The organism is Pandoraea iniqua (assembly GCF_902459685.1).
Classification (GTDB): Bacteria; Pseudomonadota; Gammaproteobacteria; order Burkholderiales; family Burkholderiaceae; genus Pandoraea; species Pandoraea iniqua.
On sequence record NZ_CABPSF010000004.1, the window covers coordinates 123133 to 140642 of the forward strand.

General features: G+C 63.0%; 14 protein-coding genes. 10 read left to right on the forward strand and 4 right to left on the reverse strand.

What is annotated here, in order from left to right:
- Positions 1 to 1881 carry a ShlB/FhaC/HecB family hemolysin secretion/activation protein gene (locus PIN31009_RS16290; RefSeq protein WP_174997223.1) on the reverse strand — a complete coding sequence of 627 codons (1881 nt, stop codon included), beginning with the start codon at positions 1879 to 1881 and terminating at the stop codon, positions 1 to 3.
- 537 nt (positions 1882 to 2418) lie between these two features.
- Here PIN31009_RS16290 and PIN31009_RS16295 point away from each other — a divergent pair.
- From PIN31009_RS16295 to PIN31009_RS16325, 7 genes are all read left to right on the forward strand, one after another.
- Entirely contained in the window at positions 2419 to 4761 is a 2343-nt protein-coding gene (locus tag PIN31009_RS16295; protein WP_150790972.1) for a bifunctional salicylyl-CoA 5-hydroxylase/oxidoreductase, read from the forward strand.
- Positions 4762 to 4770: 9 nt separating this feature from the next.
- Positions 4771 to 5604, forward strand: a complete 834-nt coding sequence (locus PIN31009_RS16300) for an SDR family NAD(P)-dependent oxidoreductase (protein WP_150790973.1) — start codon at positions 4771 to 4773, stop codon at positions 5602 to 5604.
- A 64-nt stretch (positions 5605 to 5668) separates the two neighbouring features.
- Positions 5669 to 6532: an enoyl-CoA hydratase family protein gene (locus PIN31009_RS16305; RefSeq protein ID WP_150790974.1), complete on the forward strand. Its 864-nt coding sequence runs from the start codon at positions 5669 to 5671 to the stop codon at positions 6530 to 6532.
- A 13-nt stretch (positions 6533 to 6545) separates the two neighbouring features.
- Positions 6546 to 7754: an acyl-CoA dehydrogenase family protein gene (locus tag PIN31009_RS16310; RefSeq protein ID WP_246185714.1), complete on the forward strand. Its 1209-nt coding sequence runs from the start codon at positions 6546 to 6548 to the stop codon at positions 7752 to 7754.
- Positions 7755 to 7836: 82 nt separating this feature from the next.
- The gene (locus tag PIN31009_RS16315) at positions 7837 to 9480 is read left to right on the forward strand and encodes an AMP-binding protein (RefSeq protein ID WP_150790975.1); all 1644 of its coding nucleotides are present in this window, start codon (positions 7837 to 7839) and stop codon (positions 9478 to 9480) included.
- Positions 9481 to 9494: 14 nt separating this feature from the next.
- Positions 9495 to 9965: an acyl-CoA thioesterase gene (locus PIN31009_RS16320; protein ID WP_150790976.1), complete on the forward strand. Its 471-nt coding sequence runs from the start codon at positions 9495 to 9497 to the stop codon at positions 9963 to 9965.
- Between the two features lie 2 nt (positions 9966 to 9967).
- Positions 9968 to 10375 (forward strand): RidA family protein, encoded by a 408-nt coding sequence (locus tag PIN31009_RS16325; RefSeq protein WP_150791142.1) that lies wholly within the window; start codon positions 9968 to 9970, stop codon positions 10373 to 10375.
- A gap of 234 nt (positions 10376 to 10609) precedes the next feature.
- On the opposite strand, the gene PIN31009_RS16330 is transcribed toward PIN31009_RS16325, so the two are convergent.
- The 3 genes from PIN31009_RS16330 to PIN31009_RS16340 form a co-directional block, all read right to left on the reverse strand.
- Complete coding sequence (locus PIN31009_RS16330) at positions 10610 to 11143, reverse strand: ureidoglycolate lyase (RefSeq protein ID WP_150790977.1); 534 nt, start codon at positions 11141 to 11143, stop codon at positions 10610 to 10612.
- A gap of 109 nt (positions 11144 to 11252) precedes the next feature.
- Positions 11253 to 12272 carry an allantoicase gene (gene alc, locus PIN31009_RS16335; RefSeq protein WP_150790978.1) on the reverse strand — a complete coding sequence of 340 codons (1020 nt, stop codon included), beginning with the start codon at positions 12270 to 12272 and terminating at the stop codon, positions 11253 to 11255.
- 100 nt (positions 12273 to 12372) lie between these two features.
- Positions 12373 to 13695, reverse strand: a complete 1323-nt coding sequence (locus tag PIN31009_RS16340; protein ID WP_150790979.1) for a C4-dicarboxylate transporter DctA — start codon at positions 13693 to 13695, stop codon at positions 12373 to 12375.
- A 353-nt stretch (positions 13696 to 14048) separates the two neighbouring features.
- Between PIN31009_RS16340 and PIN31009_RS16345 the strand changes: the two genes are divergently transcribed.
- The 3 genes from PIN31009_RS16345 (at position 14049) to PIN31009_RS16355 (ending at position 17390) form a co-directional block, all read left to right on the forward strand.
- A complete protein-coding gene (locus PIN31009_RS16345; protein WP_087686751.1) occupies positions 14049 to 14816 on the forward strand; it encodes an SDR family NAD(P)-dependent oxidoreductase in 768 nt (255 codons plus the stop codon).
- A gap of 2 nt (positions 14817 to 14818) precedes the next feature.
- A complete protein-coding gene (treF, locus tag PIN31009_RS16350) occupies positions 14819 to 16456 on the forward strand; it encodes an alpha,alpha-trehalase TreF (RefSeq protein WP_246185715.1) in 1638 nt (545 codons plus the stop codon).
- Positions 16457 to 16628: 172 nt separating this feature from the next.
- Complete coding sequence (locus PIN31009_RS16355) at positions 16629 to 17390, forward strand: FadR/GntR family transcriptional regulator (protein ID WP_150790981.1); 762 nt, start codon at positions 16629 to 16631, stop codon at positions 17388 to 17390.
- Positions 17391 to 17510: the final 120 nt, after the last annotated feature.

Here is a 17510-nt window from a genome sequence, read left to right on the forward strand (position 1 = left end):
TCAGTAGCGCAGGGCGAGGGAGAAGCCGGCGACGACGGAACTGACCGGGAAACCGGCCGGGCGATAGAGCGGCTTGGCGAGAAAGACGTCGTAACTGGCATTGACGAACGCGCCGGCGTTGGCGCCGAACTGACCGCGTGCGCCGATGACGGCTCCCGCGAGCTGCGTGCCGGGCAGGTCGCGCGTGCCCGGGCCGAAGACCTGCCCGTAGTCGATGCCGACGTAGAGCGCGTGTGCGCTTGTGCCTATCGGCAGATGGATTTCGTTGCGAAGAAAGAAGCCGCGCGACGCACTCAACGTGTAGTCGCCCGTGAAGCCGCGCAAGCTGTATCGACCACCGATGGCGATCTGGTCGACGGCCCATAGGGCGTTGGCGGTGGTCTGCGCGTGGAATACGCCGACGTAGCGCAACGGTGTCGGGCCGAGGGATAGCGCAGGAAATGCCGGTAATGCCGGTAATGCGGGCAGCGGAACCGACCACTGTGCGTCCAGCAAGACGACGTGGTAGCGGTAGGTTTGCGGCGTAGGGCGTTGGGTGACGGGGTCACGCAAATCGTCTTGCGCGCCGAACCATGGCATGCCTTGCCGGTAGCCCAGCATGATGTCGGCCTGTGCCGCGCCAAGGTACTGACGGCGCGCGACGCCGATCTGCAAATAGGTGTTGTTCCGGTACTGCTGCGAGATTTCGAAGTCTTCGATGAAGCTCTTGCCGAACCGGCGGCCCAACCGTACGTCGAGTGCGGTCTTGCCGTTTCGGTCGCGTTGCACCACGCGTTCGATCTTCAACTCGGCGATCTGATTGCGCCCGCTCGACACAAACGTTTGATTTGCCCCGGCAATGCGTTGGAAGTACGCACGCGTACTGCCGAAGAGGGAAACCGTGTTGTAGCCCCACGGGAACGAGTAGCTCAGACTCCCGCCTTTCGCGCCGAAACGATCGTCGCCGGTGGAAAGGTCGTGCTGTACCGCGACGTCGAGCAGATCGTTCAGCCCCAACACGTTGTCGATGCCCAGCGCGAGTTGCCCTTGCAGTCGCCCCGTGTCCCGGGTACCGCTGTTGTCGACGGAGGCGAGCAGACGCCACGCACGACGGCGCTGGGTATCGATGACCAGCACGCTGGTGCCCGGCAGTTCACCCGGCTCGATGCGAATGTCGGCGTCCTGACTCGGCATGCGCTTGAGCTGTTCGAGGCCCTGCTCGAGCGCGGCGAGCGACAGGACGTCGCCCTCGCTCACGGGCAGCGCGGCACGCCATAAGGTGCGGGTATCCGGGTCGCTGAACCTGACGGCCGAGATCACTCCCGGGATTAGCCGCAGCGTCAGGCGACCACCCGTCAGATCTTGTTCGGGCACCACCACGCGTGTCGTCAGCCAGCCGCGGGACAGCACGGCATCCGTGGCGAAGGTTGCGATCTGGGCGACCCCGGCAGCCCCTGCACACTGCGAGATGAACGGCGTCAGGGCGCTTCGTAAGAAAGTGAATGACGCCGGGACGGGCGTGCCGTCTACGCTGGTGACGTCGATGTCGCGCAGCACCACACAGGGCGCTTCCGCCGGCAGCGTGGTCAGTTGCGCGGCGTCAGGCGCTGGGGGTGTGTCGGGGGTGACAGGTGCGTCGGGCGACAGGCGGACATCGGGGGCGTCGCTACGTCGCTCGCGTTCTTCGGTCTCACGCCGTTGCTGTTCGAGCCGCTGGTCTTGCACACCTTGTCGAGTCGCGTCGCGAAGGCCTCGAAGCTCGGGGAGGGCAACCGGTTGCATGGGTTGCGCCACGACCGCTGCGCCCGCCGAGGCGGCAGCGTTCGCCGCAAGCGGGAGGGCGAGGACAAACGCTGCGGCAACGCGGGACAGGAAAGAATCAGGACGGTCAGGGAGTTTCACGAATGCATTGCCCGATGATGAGTTCGAAAAACGCAGCGCGCGACAAGACACCCGTCGGCCGGAGTCGTCGGTACGTGTCATTTCGTGTGCGCACGCAGGTGCGGGAGGAGGGCGCAACAGTGAGCACGCCGGGCGTGCTACAGCCGGGGGGGCTTACACCTACGCGTTAGGCCGGGGTTTGCAGTGAGAACCACAGATGGCGAAACAGACATCGATTCTGTCAGTCTGGCGGTGACTTGTAATTGTAAAAATCGCTCAAATGACGAGAATCGGAATCGTCCGATACGGTGTTACGTGATATCCCAAGCCATTTTTGGCATTCATGCGCATGATTTCAGCATTCGGACATCGCTGATCAATCACCCGCCAATGCCTCATCAATCGCACATCGATACTTCGCGTTTTCCCCACCCCCGGCCTTGAAATCCGAGCTTGTAGCAGGGAATATTTTTCGCTAGTATTTTAGGCATAAACTATTTACGATTTAACAAAGATCGACGTGAACGGTGCGTGGTCTGTGTTTTCCGGAGGGTGGAGATGAATATCGTCTGTATCGGTGGCGGTCCTGCCGGCCTGTATTTCGGGTTGTTGATGAAGCTGCGCCAGCCGTCGCACCGTGTGGTGGTGGTCGAGCGCAATCGCCCGTACGACACCTTCGGCTGGGGCGTGGTGTTCTCTGATGCCACCATGGATAACCTTCAGGTTGCCGATCCGGTGAGCGCCGCACAGATCAACGAGGCCTTCAATCACTGGGACGACATCGATATCCACTTCGAAGGCCGCACCATCACGTCGGGCGGCCACGGCTTCATCGGCATCGGCCGCAAGAAGCTGCTCAATATCCTTCAGGCACGTTGCGAAGCGCTCGGCGTGGAACTCGTCTTCGAGACGGATGTTGCCGACGATCAGGAGATCGCCCGCCGTTATCAGGCCGATCTGGTGATCGCGTCCGACGGCCTGAACAGCCGCATTCGCACCCGTTACGCCGCCTCGTTCCGCCCCGACATCGACACGCGCAAGAATCGCTTCGTCTGGCTCGGCACGCATCAACGCTTCGACGCCTTCACCTTCGCTTTCGAGAAAACCGAGCACGGCTGGTTTCAGGCCCACGCCTACCAGTTCGATGCCGATACGTCGACGTTCATCGTCGAGACCCCCGAGGAAGTCTGGCGCGCCCACGGCATCGATCAGATGAGCCAGGAAGAGGGCGTGAAGTTCTGCGAGCAACTGTTTGCCAAGTATCTCGGCGGCAACGAACTGCTGAGCAACGCCAAGCACCTGCGCGGCTCGGCGATCTGGATTCAGTTCCCGCGCGTGATCTGCGAGCGCTGGGTGCACTGGAACGACATGGACGGCAAGCGCGTGCCGGTAGTGCTGATGGGCGACGCCGCGCACACGGCACACTTCTCCATCGGCTCGGGCACCAAGCTCGCGCTCGAAGATTCCATTGCACTGGCCGACGGTCTGGGGACCGACGGCGTCGATGCGTTGCCGCGCGTCCTCAACGATTACGAGGCGGCGCGCAGCATCGAAGTGCTCAAGATTCAGAACGCCGCACGCAATTCCACGGAATGGTTCGAAACCGTCGATCGCTACGCCAATTTCTCGCCGGAACAATTCGCCTACTCGCTGCTGACCCGCTCGCAGCGCATCTCGCATGAGAATCTGCGCGTGCGCGACGCGGCTTATGTCGAAGGGTTCGAAGACTGGCTTGCATCGCACGCCGGGGTGGAACGTGCTGCCGGTCAGCACGCGATTCCGCCGATGTTCACGCCGTTCAAGGCGCGTGGGCTCACGCTCAAGAATCGCATCGTGATGTCGCCGATGGCCATGTATTCAGCCGTTGACGGCGTGCCGGGCGACTTCCATCTGGTGCACCTTGGCAGCCGCGCACTGGGCGGCGCGGGCATGATCGTCGCCGAAATGACCTGCGTGTCGCCGGACGCGCGTATCACGCCGGGATGCCCGGGGCTGTGGAACGACACGCAACGCGACGCGTGGAAACGCATCGTCGACTTCGTGCACGCCGGTGGCGACGCGAAAATCGCCATGCAGATCGGCCACGCCGGGCGTAAGGGCTCGACACGTCTCGCTTGGGACGGCATCGACCAGCCGCTCGACGACGGCAACTGGCCGCTGATCTCCGCCTCGCCGCTGCCCTATATCGACGGCGTCTCGCAGACGCCGCGCGAGATGACGCGCGCCGACATGGACCGCGTGAAAGACGACTTCGTGCAAGCCACGCGCCGCGCCGCCGAGGCCGGTTTCGACTGGCTGGAATTGCACTGTGCGCACGGCTATCTGCTGTCGAGCTTTATCTCGCCGCTGACCAATCAGCGCAGCGATGAATATGGCGGCTCGCTGGAGAACCGCCTGCGCTATCCGCTCGAAGTGTTCCACGCCGTGCGTGCGGTATGGCCGGAGAACAAGCCGATGTCGGTGCGTATTTCCGCCAGCGACTGGGTCGAAGGCGGCATTACGCCGGACGACGCGGTGCTCATCGCCCGTGCCTTCAAGGCCGCAGGTGCCGACCTCATCGATTGTTCGTCGGGGCAGGTGAGCAAGGAAGAAAAGCCGGTTTATGGCCGCATGTTCCAGACGCCGTTCGCCGATCGCGTGCGCAACGACGCCGGCATTCCGACGATTGCCGTGGGCGCCATCTTCGAGGCGGATCACGTGAACAGCATCATCGCGTCGGGCCGTGCCGACCTGTGCGCACTGGCACGCCCGCATCTGGCCGACCCGTTCTGGACGCTGCACGAAGCCGCGAAGATCGGCTACAAGGATCTCGCGTGGCCGGCGCAGTACTATGCCGGCAAACGTCAGTACGAAACCAATCTGGAACGTGCTGCCGCCTACGCACAACAGATCGGTAAATAAGGACGCGTGATGACGCAACAGACGACGCCGGCTAATTCCGCTAATGCCGCCACTGCCGAGGTACCCACTTCGCTGAAAGGCGTGCACGCCCTCGTAACGGGCGGGGCGCGCGGCATTGGCGAAGCGGTGGCGCGCTCGCTGCTCGTGCAGGGGGCCCGCGTGACGCTGCTCGGACGCAGCGAGGCTGCGCTTCAGGCGGGCGTGAAAACGCTGGCCTCCCACGGTGAGGTGGATTGGGTGAGCGCCGATATCGCCGACGCCGCCGCTGTCGAAGCCGCTTTCGCGCGCGCCGCGGAGCGCTTCGGCCCGGTACAGGTGTTGGTGAATAACGCAGGGCAGGCGGTGAGCGCACCGTTCGGCAAGACCGACAGCGTGCTCTGGCAGCAGATGATCGGTGTGAATTTGACCGGTACGTTCCACTGCATTCAGGCGGCGTTGCCCGCGATGGTGGCCAGCGGTTGGGGCCGCATCGTCAATGTGGCGAGCACGGCCGGGCTGGTCGGCTATCCGTACGTCACCGCTTATTGCGCAGCGAAGCATGGGGTGATCGGCCTCACGCGCGCACTGGCGCTCGAAGTCGCCAAGAAAGGCGTGACGGTCAATGCCGTCTGCCCGGGCTACACCGAGACCGACATTCTGCGCGACACGATTGCCAACATCGTCGCCAAAACGGGCCGCAGCGAAGCAGAGGCGCGCGCCGAGCTGGCTAAACACAATCCCCAAGGACGTCTGGTGCAACCGGATGAAGTCGCCGACACGGTGCTGTGGCTGTGTCAGCCCGGCGCGGCTGCGCTCACCGGCCAATCGGTCGCGGTCGCGGGTGGCGAAGTCCTGACAGGCTGATAACAATCGAATGGCGTCGGATGGCCCGGGCACGGTGCCGATGACAGCCAAGGAGGCAAAGGTAATGAGTGACGTGAAACTGACCATGGCGCACCACAAGCGCCCGTTCGCGAACTTCGAGGCCAAGCATTTTCTGTGGTCGGTGTCGAACGACGCGCAAGGGCGTCCGAGCATCGGCACGATCACGCTGAACCGGCCCGACAAGAAGAACCCGCTCACGTTCGACTCGTACGCCGAGCTGCGCGATCTGTTCCGTGGTCTGGTCTACGCGACGGACATTAAGACGGTCGTCGTGACGGGCGCGGGCGGCAACTACTGCTCGGGCGGCGATGTGCACGAAATCATCGGCCCGCTCACGCAGATGCGCATGCCGGAACTGCTCGACTTCACGCGCATGACGGGCGATCTCGTCAAGGCGATGCGTGCGTGTCCGCAACCGATCATCAGCGCAATCGACGGCATTTGCGCCGGTGCGGGCGCGATGATGGCGTTGGCTTCGGACATGCGTTTTGGCACGCCGCAGACGAAGACGGCATTCCTCTTTGTGCGTGTGGGGCTGGCCGGTGCCGATATGGGCGCCTGCACGCTGTTGCCGCGCATGATCGGTCAGGGCCGCGCATCGGAACTGCTGTACACCGGTCGCGTGATGACGGCGGAGGAGGGGCTGCAATGGGGCTTCTTCAACGCGTTGCACGATGGCGGCGCGGTGCTCTCGGCAGCGCAAACGCTGGCCGACCAGATCGCCTGCGGCCCGACGTTCGCACACGGCGTGACCAAGAAGCTGCTGCATCAGGAGTGGAACATGGGCGTGGACGAGGCCATCGAGGCCGAAGCCGAAGCGCAGGCCATCTGCATGCAGACGCAGGACTTCCGCCGCGCTTACGACGCTTTCGTCGCGAAGCAGAAGCCGGTATTCAAGGGCGACTGAGGCGAGCGAAACGATGAGCCAGAACACGACGCACAACGTGCACGCCAGCACCCCGCAGAACGCCCGCAATGGCGACTTCCTCGCGTGGCCGTTCTTTGACGATGCGCATCGCCAGCTCGGCACGCGACTCGACGCGTGGTGCACGCAAGAGCTGCATGTCGATCATCACGCCGACACCGATGCGACCTGCGTGTCGCTGGTGCGCCAGTTGGGTCGCGCGGGTTGGCTGAAGTACTGCGTGCCGGCCAGCCACGGCGGCGCGCTCGACAAACTGGATTCGCGCGCGCTGTGCGTGCTGCGCGAGACGCTGGCCCGTCACGATGGGCTGGCCGACTTCGCCTTCGCGATGCAAGGGCTGGGCAGTGGCGCCATCACGCTCGCTGGCAGCGACGATCTGAAACAGCGCTATCTGCCGCGTGTCGCGGCGGGTGAGGCGATCGCGGCATTCGCCCTGTCGGAACCCGAGGCCGGCTCGGACGTCGCCGCTATGGCTTGTACGGCGACACTCGACGGCGATCACTACGTGCTCGACGGCGAGAAGACGTGGATCTCGAACGGCGGCATCGCGGATTTCTATTGCGTGTTCGTGCGTACTGGGGAAGCGCCGGGCGCGCGTGGCATCAGCGCCTTTGTGGTCGACGCGGACACGCCGGGGCTGACGATTGCTGAGCGCATCGACGTGAGCGCGCCGCATCCGCTCGCGCGGCTCAAGTTCGACAACTGCCGGGTGGCGGCGTCGCAACGACTGGGAGAGGCGGGGCAGGGCTTCAAGGTCGCGATGATGACGCTCGACATTTTCCGCGCATCGGTGGCAGCGGCGGCGCTGGGTTTCGCGCGCCGAGCACTGGACGAAGGGCTGGCTCGTGCCAAGTCGCGTCAGATGTTCGGTCAGACGCTTGCCGACTTTCAACTGACGCAGGCAGCGCTGGGTGACATGGCGACGTCCGTGGACGCGGCGGCGCTGCTGACGTACCGCGCGGCATGGCAGCGCGATGTGCTGGAGCAGCGCACCACGCGCGAGGCCGCGATGGCGAAGATGTATGCGACGGAATCGGCACAGCAGGTGATCGACCGGGCGCTGCAAATGTTTGGTGGTGCCGGGGTGGTGTCGGGCGCCATCGTGGAACGGCTCTATCGCGAAATTCGCTCGCTGCGAATTTACGAAGGGGCTACGGAAGTGCAAAAACTGATCATCGCGCGCGAACTGCTCAAAGACGGCTGAACGCTGAAGACCGAACGTTGACCGCCGGCCGCGGGCCGGGCTCATGCTGCATTGCTGGATTACCGGGGGCAAGGAGAAGCACATGGAACGATCTGGACATCTCGACACTTTCGCGCGCGACAATCTGCCGCCCGCAGATCAGTGGCCCGAGTTTCTGCTCGACAATCCCGACGTGGCGTATTCGGCGCGTATCAATTGCGCAGCGGAATTGCTCGATCGCACGATTGCGCAAGGGCGCGGCGATGCCCCGGCGATTTACTCGGTGGAGAACGGCCAGCCGACGACCACGTCGTATCGCGGCCTGCGCGAGATGGTCGACCGGATTGCTCATGTGTTGCGCAACGACATGGCACTGGTGCCGGGGAATCGCGTGTTGTTGCGCGGCCCGAACAATCTGTTCATGGCGGCGGCATGGCTCGCGGTGATCAAGGCGGGTCTGGTCGGTGTGCCGACGATGCCGCTGTTGCGCGCGAAGGAACTCAAGCAAATCATCGACAAGGCGGAAGTCAGCGCCGCGCTGTGCGACGGCCGTCTGAAGGACGAGCTGGAATTCAATCGCCAGACGGGGCACGATTATTTCTGTCCAGCGCTGACGCAGGTGGTGTACTTCCACGATGCAGGTGAGCACTCACTGGAGGCCCGCATGGCACGTCAGCCGGCGAGCTTCGAGGCGTGCGACACGGCGGTGGATGACGTCTGTCTGATTGCGTTCACGAGCGGCACGACGGGGCAGCCGAAGGGCACGATGCACTTTCATCGCGACGTGCTCGCGATGTGTGATCTGTTCCCGCGCCACGTGCTGAAGCCGGGCCCGGACGATATCTTCTGCGGCACTCCCCCGTTAGCGTTCACTTTCGGTACAGGCGGCTTGCTCACGTTCCCGTTGCGTGTGGGGGCGGCGACGGTGCTGCTCGAAAAACTCACGCCGGACTCGCTGTTGCAAGCGATTCAGGACTATCGCGCGACGATCTGCTTCACGGCGCCGACGTTTTACCGTCAGATGGCGGGTTTGGTGGGTAAGTACACGCTAACGAGTCTGAAGAAGACGGTCTCGGCGGGCGAAGCGTTGCCGGATGCGACGCGCCAGCTGTGGAAGCAGGCGTCGGGCATCGAGATGATCGACGGGATCGGCGGCACGGAGATGATCCACATCTTCATTTCGGCCGCGAACGGCGACGTGGTGCCGGGCGCCATCGGCAAGCCGGTGCCGGGCTACATCGCGATGATCGTTGACGAGAACATGCAGCCGCTGCCCCCGGGCAAGGTGGGCAAGCTCGCGGTGAAGGGCCCGACAGGGTGCCGTTATCTCGCGGATTCTCGCCAGAAGAACTATGTGAAGCAAGGCTGGAATCTGCCGGGCGACACGTTCATGTGCGACGAAGCGGGCAATTACTACTATCAGGCGCGCTCGGACGACATGATCGTCTCGGCGGGCTATAACATCGCAGGCCCGGAAGTGGAGTCGGCACTGTTGCAGCACCCCGCGGTCGCAGAGTGCGGCGTGGTGGGGGCGAACGACGACGCGCGCGGTCAGATCGTGAAGGCGTATGTGGTACTCAAGCCGGGGCAACCGAGCGACGAGGCCATGGTGAAGGCGCTTCAGGAGTATGTGAAGGCTAACATCGCGCCTTATAAATATCCGCGTGCCATTGAATTCGTGGACGCGCTGCCACGCACGGAAACGGGTAAATTGCAGCGCTTCAAGTTGCGGCAGATGGCGCAGTAAGGGAGGAGTGAATTATGTCGGGGACTGACGTGGCCGCGCATGCATTCGTGAAGCCGCTGCTGGTGCGCTTCAAGCATTGCGATCCGGCAGGTATCGTGTTTTACCCGCGCTACTTCGAAATGATCAACGATCTGGTCGAAGACTGGTGCGCCGAAGGACTGGGGTTGTCGTTCGGCGAAATGCACCTGCGCGACGGACTGGGCGTACCGACGGCGAATGTCGAATGCCGGTTCAGTGCACCGAGTTTTTTAGGCGATACGCTGTCGCGTTCGCTGGAAGTGACGCGTCTCGGACGCTCGTCGATGACGCTGCGCATCCGCTTCGCAGGCGCAAACGACGAGACGCGTTTGCAAGCCACGCTGGTGTTGGTCTGGGTCGCGAAAGGCGAGGGCGGCAAGCCCGCACCCATCGCCGTACCCCCGGCCCAGCGCGCGGCAATTGTGCGCTTTGCCGCACCCGATTCTGTAATTGAAGGAGTGACCTGATGCTGCAAGTTCTGCAACCGCCCGAGTGGGCGAAACCGCGCGGCTACGCGAACGGCATGGCGTTCGAGATGTCGGTAGGCAGCCGCATCGTGTTTGTCGGCGGTCAGATCGGCTGGAATGCGCAGCAACGCTTCGAGACGGACGATTTCGCACTGCAAGTGCGTCAGACGCTGGAAAACATCGTGGCGATTCTGGCGGAAGGTAACGCGAAGCCGGAACATATCGTGCGCATGACTTGGTACGTGAAGAATAAAGCGGAGTATGTGGCGAACTATCCGGCGATCGGCGAGCACTATCGCGCGGTCATCGGGCGCCATTTTCCGGCAATGACGGCGGTGGAAGTGGCCGATTTGGTGGAGGACGAAGCTAAGGTGGAAATCGAAGTGACGGCGGTCGTTCCGGTGGCCTGATTTTTTTCGCTAGTGGGGAAGGGGCCGAGAACCTCCCCGCTGGACAGACCGAAGCCCCTTCCCGCTGCTCAGACAAGTTCAACTCGCCTCGGGAAGGGGCTCCGGTCTATCCTCACCCACCTCGCTGGTCCCTCCAGCGACACCGCCCCCTCCGCTTCCTGCTCCCGCCTCCCGCCAAACAAAAACGCCAGACATCGTCTGGCGTTCTTATTTGATTCCCTGTCCGGCCGCCTGTTATGCAGCTTTCTGCTCGGCCTGCACTTTGTCCAACTCGGCCTGCGTCAACCAGTACGTCATCGGTAAATCCTGCTCGTCGCAGTTGTGATCCTCTCCACCTCGGTCCACCACGATGAAGTCACTCACCTCATGCAACGCCAACAACGGGTGATGCCAGACGCCACGTGCGTAATTCACGCCCTGCCAACCATCCGAGACGAACGCCCGCATCTTGCTCACATCCAACTCGCCCGCCGGTGCTACCACCACCAAATACGGCAAGGTCTTCAACGGAATAAACGCCTGACTGCCCAACGGATGACGCTCCAACATCTTCACCTCGTACGGCAACGTGCGCGGCTGACCACGGAACACGTTCACCAAGGTGCGGCCACCTTCTGGGCCCAGATCCACCGTCGCCAAATCGTGATACCGCTCAGTCGTCCCGCCATTGATCGCGAAATGCTTCGCCCCCGCCAACTCGATCACGTCGCCAAACGCCGCAAACGACTCTCGCGTCAATCGCTCTATCTTCAATGCCGGGCCCGCCATATCACTCTCTCCTTCTTGTTTTTTCACTGACTCACCGCCCGCTTGCTGCTGGACGGTGAGCCACTTTGTTCGTCGCTTTGTTTGTCGCTTTGTTCGTTGTTAAGCTCGCTTACTGCTTTTCGCCCAACCGGCCCCACAGACGCAGGCGCGACACGCCCCCGTCCGGGATGATGTTGAACCGGATGTGCGTGATCGCACCCAGCTTCTGAATCTGCTCTTCAAAGAAGAACTGCTTGTCCATCGCCAACTTTTGCTCGGGCAACAACACGGGCCAGAACATGGACTGCGTGATCAGCGACTGCTCGGTGCCGCCCGTGACGTACGCGCCCTGAATGGAGCAGCGGTCAGGGAAGTTGCCCTTGAAGTGCGCAGTATCGACTTCGATCTTGCCGATCTCACCCGGCTGCGCCAACGCGATGATGGCCCAGTCGTTACCCGGCTCACGGCGACGGCGCGTCTCCCAGCCATCGCCCATGTTGACGCCACGGCCGGGCATCAACAGGTTCGAGGCCAAGCCGAAGTGCTGGTTGTTGGCCGCGACGACATAGCCGCCGTTTTCCATCGCGATCAGGTCGATCAACTCGTCGCGCGAGCGATTGTTCCAGTCGCTCTGCGGCAAGCCGTACAGGCGCAGGCGCGCCAGACCACCGTCCGGATACAGGTTCACACGCACGTGCGTGGCCGGGCGCTGGCTGGTGATGTCGTGGTAATGGTGCGAGTTGCCTTGCAGCGTGGTCGAGGCGAGCAGTTCGAACCACTCGGCGTTGTCGGCCGGGGCACCGTCTGGGCTGTAGCAGCCTTCCAACGAGGCGGCCGGCGGGAAGTTGCCGGTGAAGTGGCTGGTGTCGAGATCGACACCGAACAACACGCCCGGGCGCGCCAGCTTGACGATGCACCAGTCGTATCCGTTGACGCGCTTACGACGCGTCTCCCAACCGTCCATCCACTTGCCGTTGTCGTCGTACTTGCCGGGGATGAACACGGCAGGGTCGGGGTTGAGCATGCGCTCTTTGGCCGCGAAGAATTCGTCGCTGGCCACCAGTGCCTGTGCACCCAGACGCGGGTCAGCCAGATTGACGTAACGGCGCACAAATTCCGGTGCGTTCGGGTCTTGCGGGGCGAGGGCCATGTTGCGTTGAACTCCTGATGAAGTGGCCGACGCCGTGGGGGTGGCGTCGGCGAAAGTGGTGTGAGTCGCGCTTGAGCGACTTCTTAATGCGTCAGTGGCATCAGTGCTGCATGACCGGCGCAACTTCTGCGGCGTCGGCTTCTGCCGCTTGCGTCACGGGCTCGTACGGCAGCTTGCCGTTGAGCACCTGATGCGCTCTCGCAAAGTCGACGTCTTTCTCCCACGCGGCCACGACGAGCGTCGCCACGCAGTTGCCCAGCAAATTGGTGATCGCACGCGCAATGCCCACGAACCAGTCGACCGGCAGAATCAGCACGAGACCAATCACCGGAATGGCCGGAATCGCCGCCAGCGTCGCAGCCAGAATCACGATGGCAGAGCCCGGAATGCCGTGCGCGCCCTTGGAGGTCAGCAACGATACGAGCACAACGAGGATCAGGTCGTGGATCGACAGAGGGGTGTTGGTGGCCTGCGCAATGAAGATGACCGCGAGCGTCAGGTAAATGGAGAACCCGTCGAGGTTGAAGGAGTACCCGGTCGGCACGACGAGACCCACGGTGGACTTCTTGATGCCCATCCACTCGAGCTTGCGCATCACGGTCGGCAACACGGCATCGGACGACGCCGTGCCCAGCACGATGGACAACTCTTCGCGGAAGTATTTGATGAACTTGAAGATGTTGAAACCCGCCAGACGCAGCACGCCACCCAGCACCACGGTCACGAATACGGCGCAGCTCAAATAGAACACGAAGACGAGCATGCCCAGTTGCTTGAGCGACGACGCACCGTATTTGCCGGTGGTGAATGCCACGGCACCCAACACGCCCAACGGCGCCAGACGGATGATGAACGCCATCACGCGGAAGAACACGTGGCTCAGGTCTTCAATGAAACGCGCGACCGGCTTACCCCGCTCGCCCAGTGCCGCCAGCGCACAGCCGAACATCACGGAGAAGACGAGAATTTGCAGGATGTCGCCCTTGGCGAACGAGTCGGTAATCGTGTTGGGGATGATGTTCAACAGGAAACCGGCGGTGTCTTTGAGACTCTTGGCGTTCTCGGTGTACGTCGCCATCGCGCTCGGGTCGAGGCTGCGAATGTCGATGTTCATGCCGACACCCGGACGCGTCACCCACGCCAGCACGGCACCGATCACCAGCGCAAAAGTGGTGATGATCTCGAAGTACACGACGGCCTTCACGCCGACGCGGCCCACTTTGCGCAAATCGCCGGCGCTCGCCATACCGCTGACGACCACGCAAAAGACGATGGGGCCAATGACCATCTTGATGAGCTTGAGGAAGCCATCGCCCAACGGACGCAAGGACTCGCCCAACTGCGGAAACCAAATGCCAAGTGCCACGCCTACTACCAACGCGATGACGACTCGGCCAAACAACGAACGGAACAGCCTGGGCATGGTGTGTCTCCTCTGCCTGCGTAGATCTTGCGGATGTTGTTGATCTCTACTTCGACGGATTGCTCTTTCGGGGGCTCTGCGGTACGGCGCTTTCCTCACCATCAGCCAGTTTATCGTTACAAGTCATACCGGTCTGACCAGTGGTGTTATGGCGAATATTAGAAAGTCAATATGTGGCGGTCAAGGCGCACGCGCTGAGGGGATACCCTAGGGGCGTGTCCGGCCCGGGGCACGTAGGTTTCGCAGGCTGAACCCGCGCGGTTTCTCGGGGATGACGGCCGGAACTTCGGTTTCCGGCATGGGGTCGCACTGGGTATCCCCAACAAGTCGCAAACACAGGTCAGGGAGACGCCATGCGAATGAAAGACACGGTGGTACTCGTCACGGGCAGCGCGCAGGGTATCGGACGCGCGATTGCCATCCGGCTGGCGCAGGAAGGCGCGCGCATTGTGGTGGAAGACCGGCAGGACAGCGCGATGGCGGAGCAGACGCTGGATGCGGTGCGCAAGGCCGGTAGCGATGGTTGTGTGATCGCCGGTGACGTCGGGCGCGTAGCGGATGTTCAGGCGGTGGTGGCGAAGGCGGTCGAGCAGATGGGGCGGCTGGACGTGCTGGTCAATAACGCCGGGGTGGAGCGGCGCGCAGCCTTTCTGGATGTGACGGAAGCCGACTACGACCTCGTGCTGGACATCAACCTGAAAGGCGCGTTCTTTCTGACGCAGGCGTTTGTTAAGCACCTGCGCGATACGAAGCGCGGCGGGCGTATCGTGAACGTCAGCTCGGTGCACGAGGAGTTGCCGTTTCCCCACTTCACCAGCTACTGCGCCAGCAAAGGCGGCATGAAGATGATGATGCGCAACCTCGCCATCGAACTCGCGCCGCTCGGTATTACGGTGAATAACGTCGCACCCGGCGCGGTCGGCACGGCGATCAATCAGCAACTGCTCAAGAACAAATCGGAACTCGACGCGCTGCTCGCTAACATTCCGCTGGGCCGTCTCGCCGATCCGAGTGAAGTGGCTAACGCGGTGCTGTTTCTCGCGTCGCCGGAAGCCAGTTATGTGACGGGGACGACGGTGTTCGTCGATGGCGGTCTGCTCTGGAACTATTCGGAGCAATGACCATGACCGACACCGCGCAACGCACGCTCTCGCAAGGGGGCATGACGCCGGAAGTCGCGCATGTCGCGCCCTCGGATGTGCTCACGCCGGCCGACCGGTATCAGGAGCTGTTCGTCGCCGTGCAGACGCAGCGCATCTTCCCCGACAGCAAGACGTTCGTGGACTGCGTGCCGAGACTGGCGCCAGAGGAGGTTCTCCGGCGTTATCGCGATGACGTGGGCCGCCCGGGCTTCGATCTCTCAGCGTTCGTTTCCGGTCATTTCACGATGGAGCGCATTCCCGACAGTCACTATGTGTCGGACCCCTGGCAAGGACTGGTCGCCCATATCGATGGTCTCTGGGACGTGCTGACCCGGCTGCCGCAAGCGCACCCGGCCGACAGTTCGCTGCTGCCGTTGCCGCAGCCCTACGTGGTGCCCGGTGGACGCTTTCACGAACTCTATTACTGGGATTCCTATTTCACGATGCTCGGCCTCGCGCAAAGCGGACGCCACGACCTGCTCGTGAATATGGCCGACAACTTCTCGTTTCTCATCGATACGTATGGCCACGTGCCGAACGGCAACCGCACGTACTACCTGAGCCGTTCGCAGCCCGCGATGTATGGGCTGATGATCGAGCTCTTCGAGTCGCACGGCGTGGCGCGTGCGGTCCGCTATTTGCCGCATCTGCGACGTGAGTACGCCTACTGGATGGAAGGGGAGGACTCGCTCGCCGCCGGTGACGCGTTCCGTCATCTGGTGCGCCTGCCCGACGGCGCGCTGCTCAATCGCTATTGGGACGAACGCGATACGCCGCGCGAGGAGGGCTATCTGGAAGACGTGAATACGGCACTGCATGCGCCCGCGCGCAATGCTGGGGAGGTGTATCGCGATCTGCGCGCCGGGGCGGCGTCGGGCTGGGATTTCAGCTCGCGCTGGCTCGGCGACGCGAACGATCTCTCGACGATTCGCACGACGGCGATTCTGCCGGTCGACTTGAATAGCTTTCTGTTTGCCACGGAGCGCCAGATCGCACGCCTTAGCGAAGCGGCCGGTGATACGGAGCAAGCGCAAGCATTCGCGGCGCGCGCCGACGCGCGTCGGCAGGCCATGACACGCTATCTCTGGAGTGAGGACGACGGTGCGTTTATGGACTACGACTGGCAACTCGGGGAGATTCGACGCCAAATGACGGCGGCGATCGCCGCGCCATTGTTTGTCGGCATGGCTTCGCGTGAAGAGGCCCATCGCACCGCACGCGCGATGGCCGATCGCCTGATCGCGGCGGGCGGGCTCCGCACTTCAGAGGCATCAATGCAAACCTCGAGCCTTCAGCAATGGGACCCGCCTAACGGCTGGGCGCCGCTGCAATGGATCGCCATTCATGGCCTGCGCAAATATGGCGAGAATCGGCTGGCGACGGATATCGCCCATCGCTGGCTCGCAACGGTCGGGGCGCTTTACACGCGGGAGAGCAAGCTGGTGGAAAAGTACTCGCTGCACACCAGCGACGCGATGTGCGCCTGTGGCGGCGGGGGCGGGGAGTATCCGTTGCAGGATGGCTTCGGCTGGACGAACGGCGTGGTGCGGCGCCTGCTCGGCGATCATCCGGAACACCACGCGCACAAGGCGCAGGCACGCGGCCGGCCGCGGGGGTAGCTGGGGTGGCGGGGTGGCGGATTTGGCAGGGGCGTCAGTCGCCCGGCAGGCGGCGCTTGCCGCCCTTGGGAGGACGCTGCGTCAGCCGATATTTGGCGTCGTACAATGCGCCATACTGATCCGCGCGTATTTCGCGGAATTCCCGCACGACCCGCACGACTTGTGAGGCCTCATGAAGCATTCGGCACACGCCGTAACCGACGCTGCCGTCGCCATCATCCGCGAGCGCATCGAGCGTCAGGTCTACCCGACCGGCGCGATGCTGCCGTCGCAACGCCAACTCGCCGAAGAATTGTCGATCAGCCGCGCCTCGCTGCGCGAAGCCCTCTCGACACTCGAAGCCCTCGGCATGGTCTCGATCCGCCCCGGCAAGGGCGTGTACGTGAGCGACGCCTCGGCCCGCGTCGGCGTGGCGTGGCGCTTCGCCGACCAGATCTCGCTCGCCGATACGTATCAACTTCGCTACGCGCTGGAAGGCTTCGCCGCCCGGCTGGCCGCCCACGCCGCCAGCGCCGACGAAATGGCATGGCTGACGGATAACGTCGACGAAATGAAAGCCGCCCTCATCGAAGGGGACGTGGATACCGCCGCACAGCTCGATTTCGCTTTCCATCTGCGTATCGTCGGGCTCGCCGGGAACGGCGCCATTGCCGACATCCTGCGCGGCAGCACCGAAATCGTGATGGAAAGCCAGCGTCTGCCGTTCTATCAGCGTGAGCTCGTGCTTTCTACCTATCATGAACATATGGAGATCCTCGACGCCCTGCGCCGCCGCGATGGTGCCGCCGCAGGGGCTGCGATGGAGCGCCATATCGTGCTGGCGGCCCAGCGGGCGGGCATTCACTTCCCTATCCCCTCTGCGTATTCGTCCGTCAGCGGCCCCGGCCCCAGAGAGAACGCAGAGCGTACTGGTACTCCACACGTTCAGCTTTGAGATGAAAGGGATTTGCGCTATACTTTGAGGGTTTTGGTCATTTAACCCTCACCCTAGCGCCTACCCGCCTGACATCTCGTCCGCAGTCCGAGCATCCGCTGTGCGCATATTCCGCGCAAT

Excerpts from the sequence above, each read along its gene's own strand:
- alc (WP_150790978.1), bottom strand. The coding sequence starts at position 12,272 with ATGGCCCTCGCCCCGCAAGACCCGAACGCACCGGAATTTGTGCGCCGT.
- PIN31009_RS16315 (WP_150790975.1), top strand. The coding sequence starts at position 7,837 with ATGGAACGATCTGGACATCTCGACACTTTCGCGCGCGACAATCTGCCG.
- PIN31009_RS16345 (WP_087686751.1), top strand. The coding sequence starts at position 14,049 with ATGCGAATGAAAGACACGGTGGTACTCGTCACGGGCAGCGCGCAGGGT.
- PIN31009_RS16305 (WP_150790974.1), top strand. The coding sequence starts at position 5,669 with ATGAGTGACGTGAAACTGACCATGGCGCACCACAAGCGCCCGTTCGCG.
- PIN31009_RS16355 (WP_150790981.1), top strand. The coding sequence starts at position 16,629 with ATGAAGCATTCGGCACACGCCGTAACCGACGCTGCCGTCGCCATCATC.
- treF (WP_246185715.1), top strand. The coding sequence starts at position 14,819 with ATGACCGACACCGCGCAACGCACGCTCTCGCAAGGGGGCATGACGCCG.
- PIN31009_RS16295 (WP_150790972.1), top strand. The coding sequence starts at position 2,419 with ATGAATATCGTCTGTATCGGTGGCGGTCCTGCCGGCCTGTATTTCGGG.
- PIN31009_RS16330 (WP_150790977.1), bottom strand. The coding sequence starts at position 11,143 with ATGGCGGGCCCGGCATTGAAGATAGAGCGATTGACGCGAGAGTCGTTT.
- PIN31009_RS16320 (WP_150790976.1), top strand. The coding sequence starts at position 9,495 with ATGTCGGGGACTGACGTGGCCGCGCATGCATTCGTGAAGCCGCTGCTG.
- PIN31009_RS16300 (WP_150790973.1), top strand. The coding sequence starts at position 4,771 with ATGACGCAACAGACGACGCCGGCTAATTCCGCTAATGCCGCCACTGCC.
- PIN31009_RS16310 (WP_246185714.1), top strand. The coding sequence starts at position 6,546 with ATGAGCCAGAACACGACGCACAACGTGCACGCCAGCACCCCGCAGAAC.
- PIN31009_RS16340 (WP_150790979.1), bottom strand. The coding sequence starts at position 13,695 with ATGCCCAGGCTGTTCCGTTCGTTGTTTGGCCGAGTCGTCATCGCGTTG.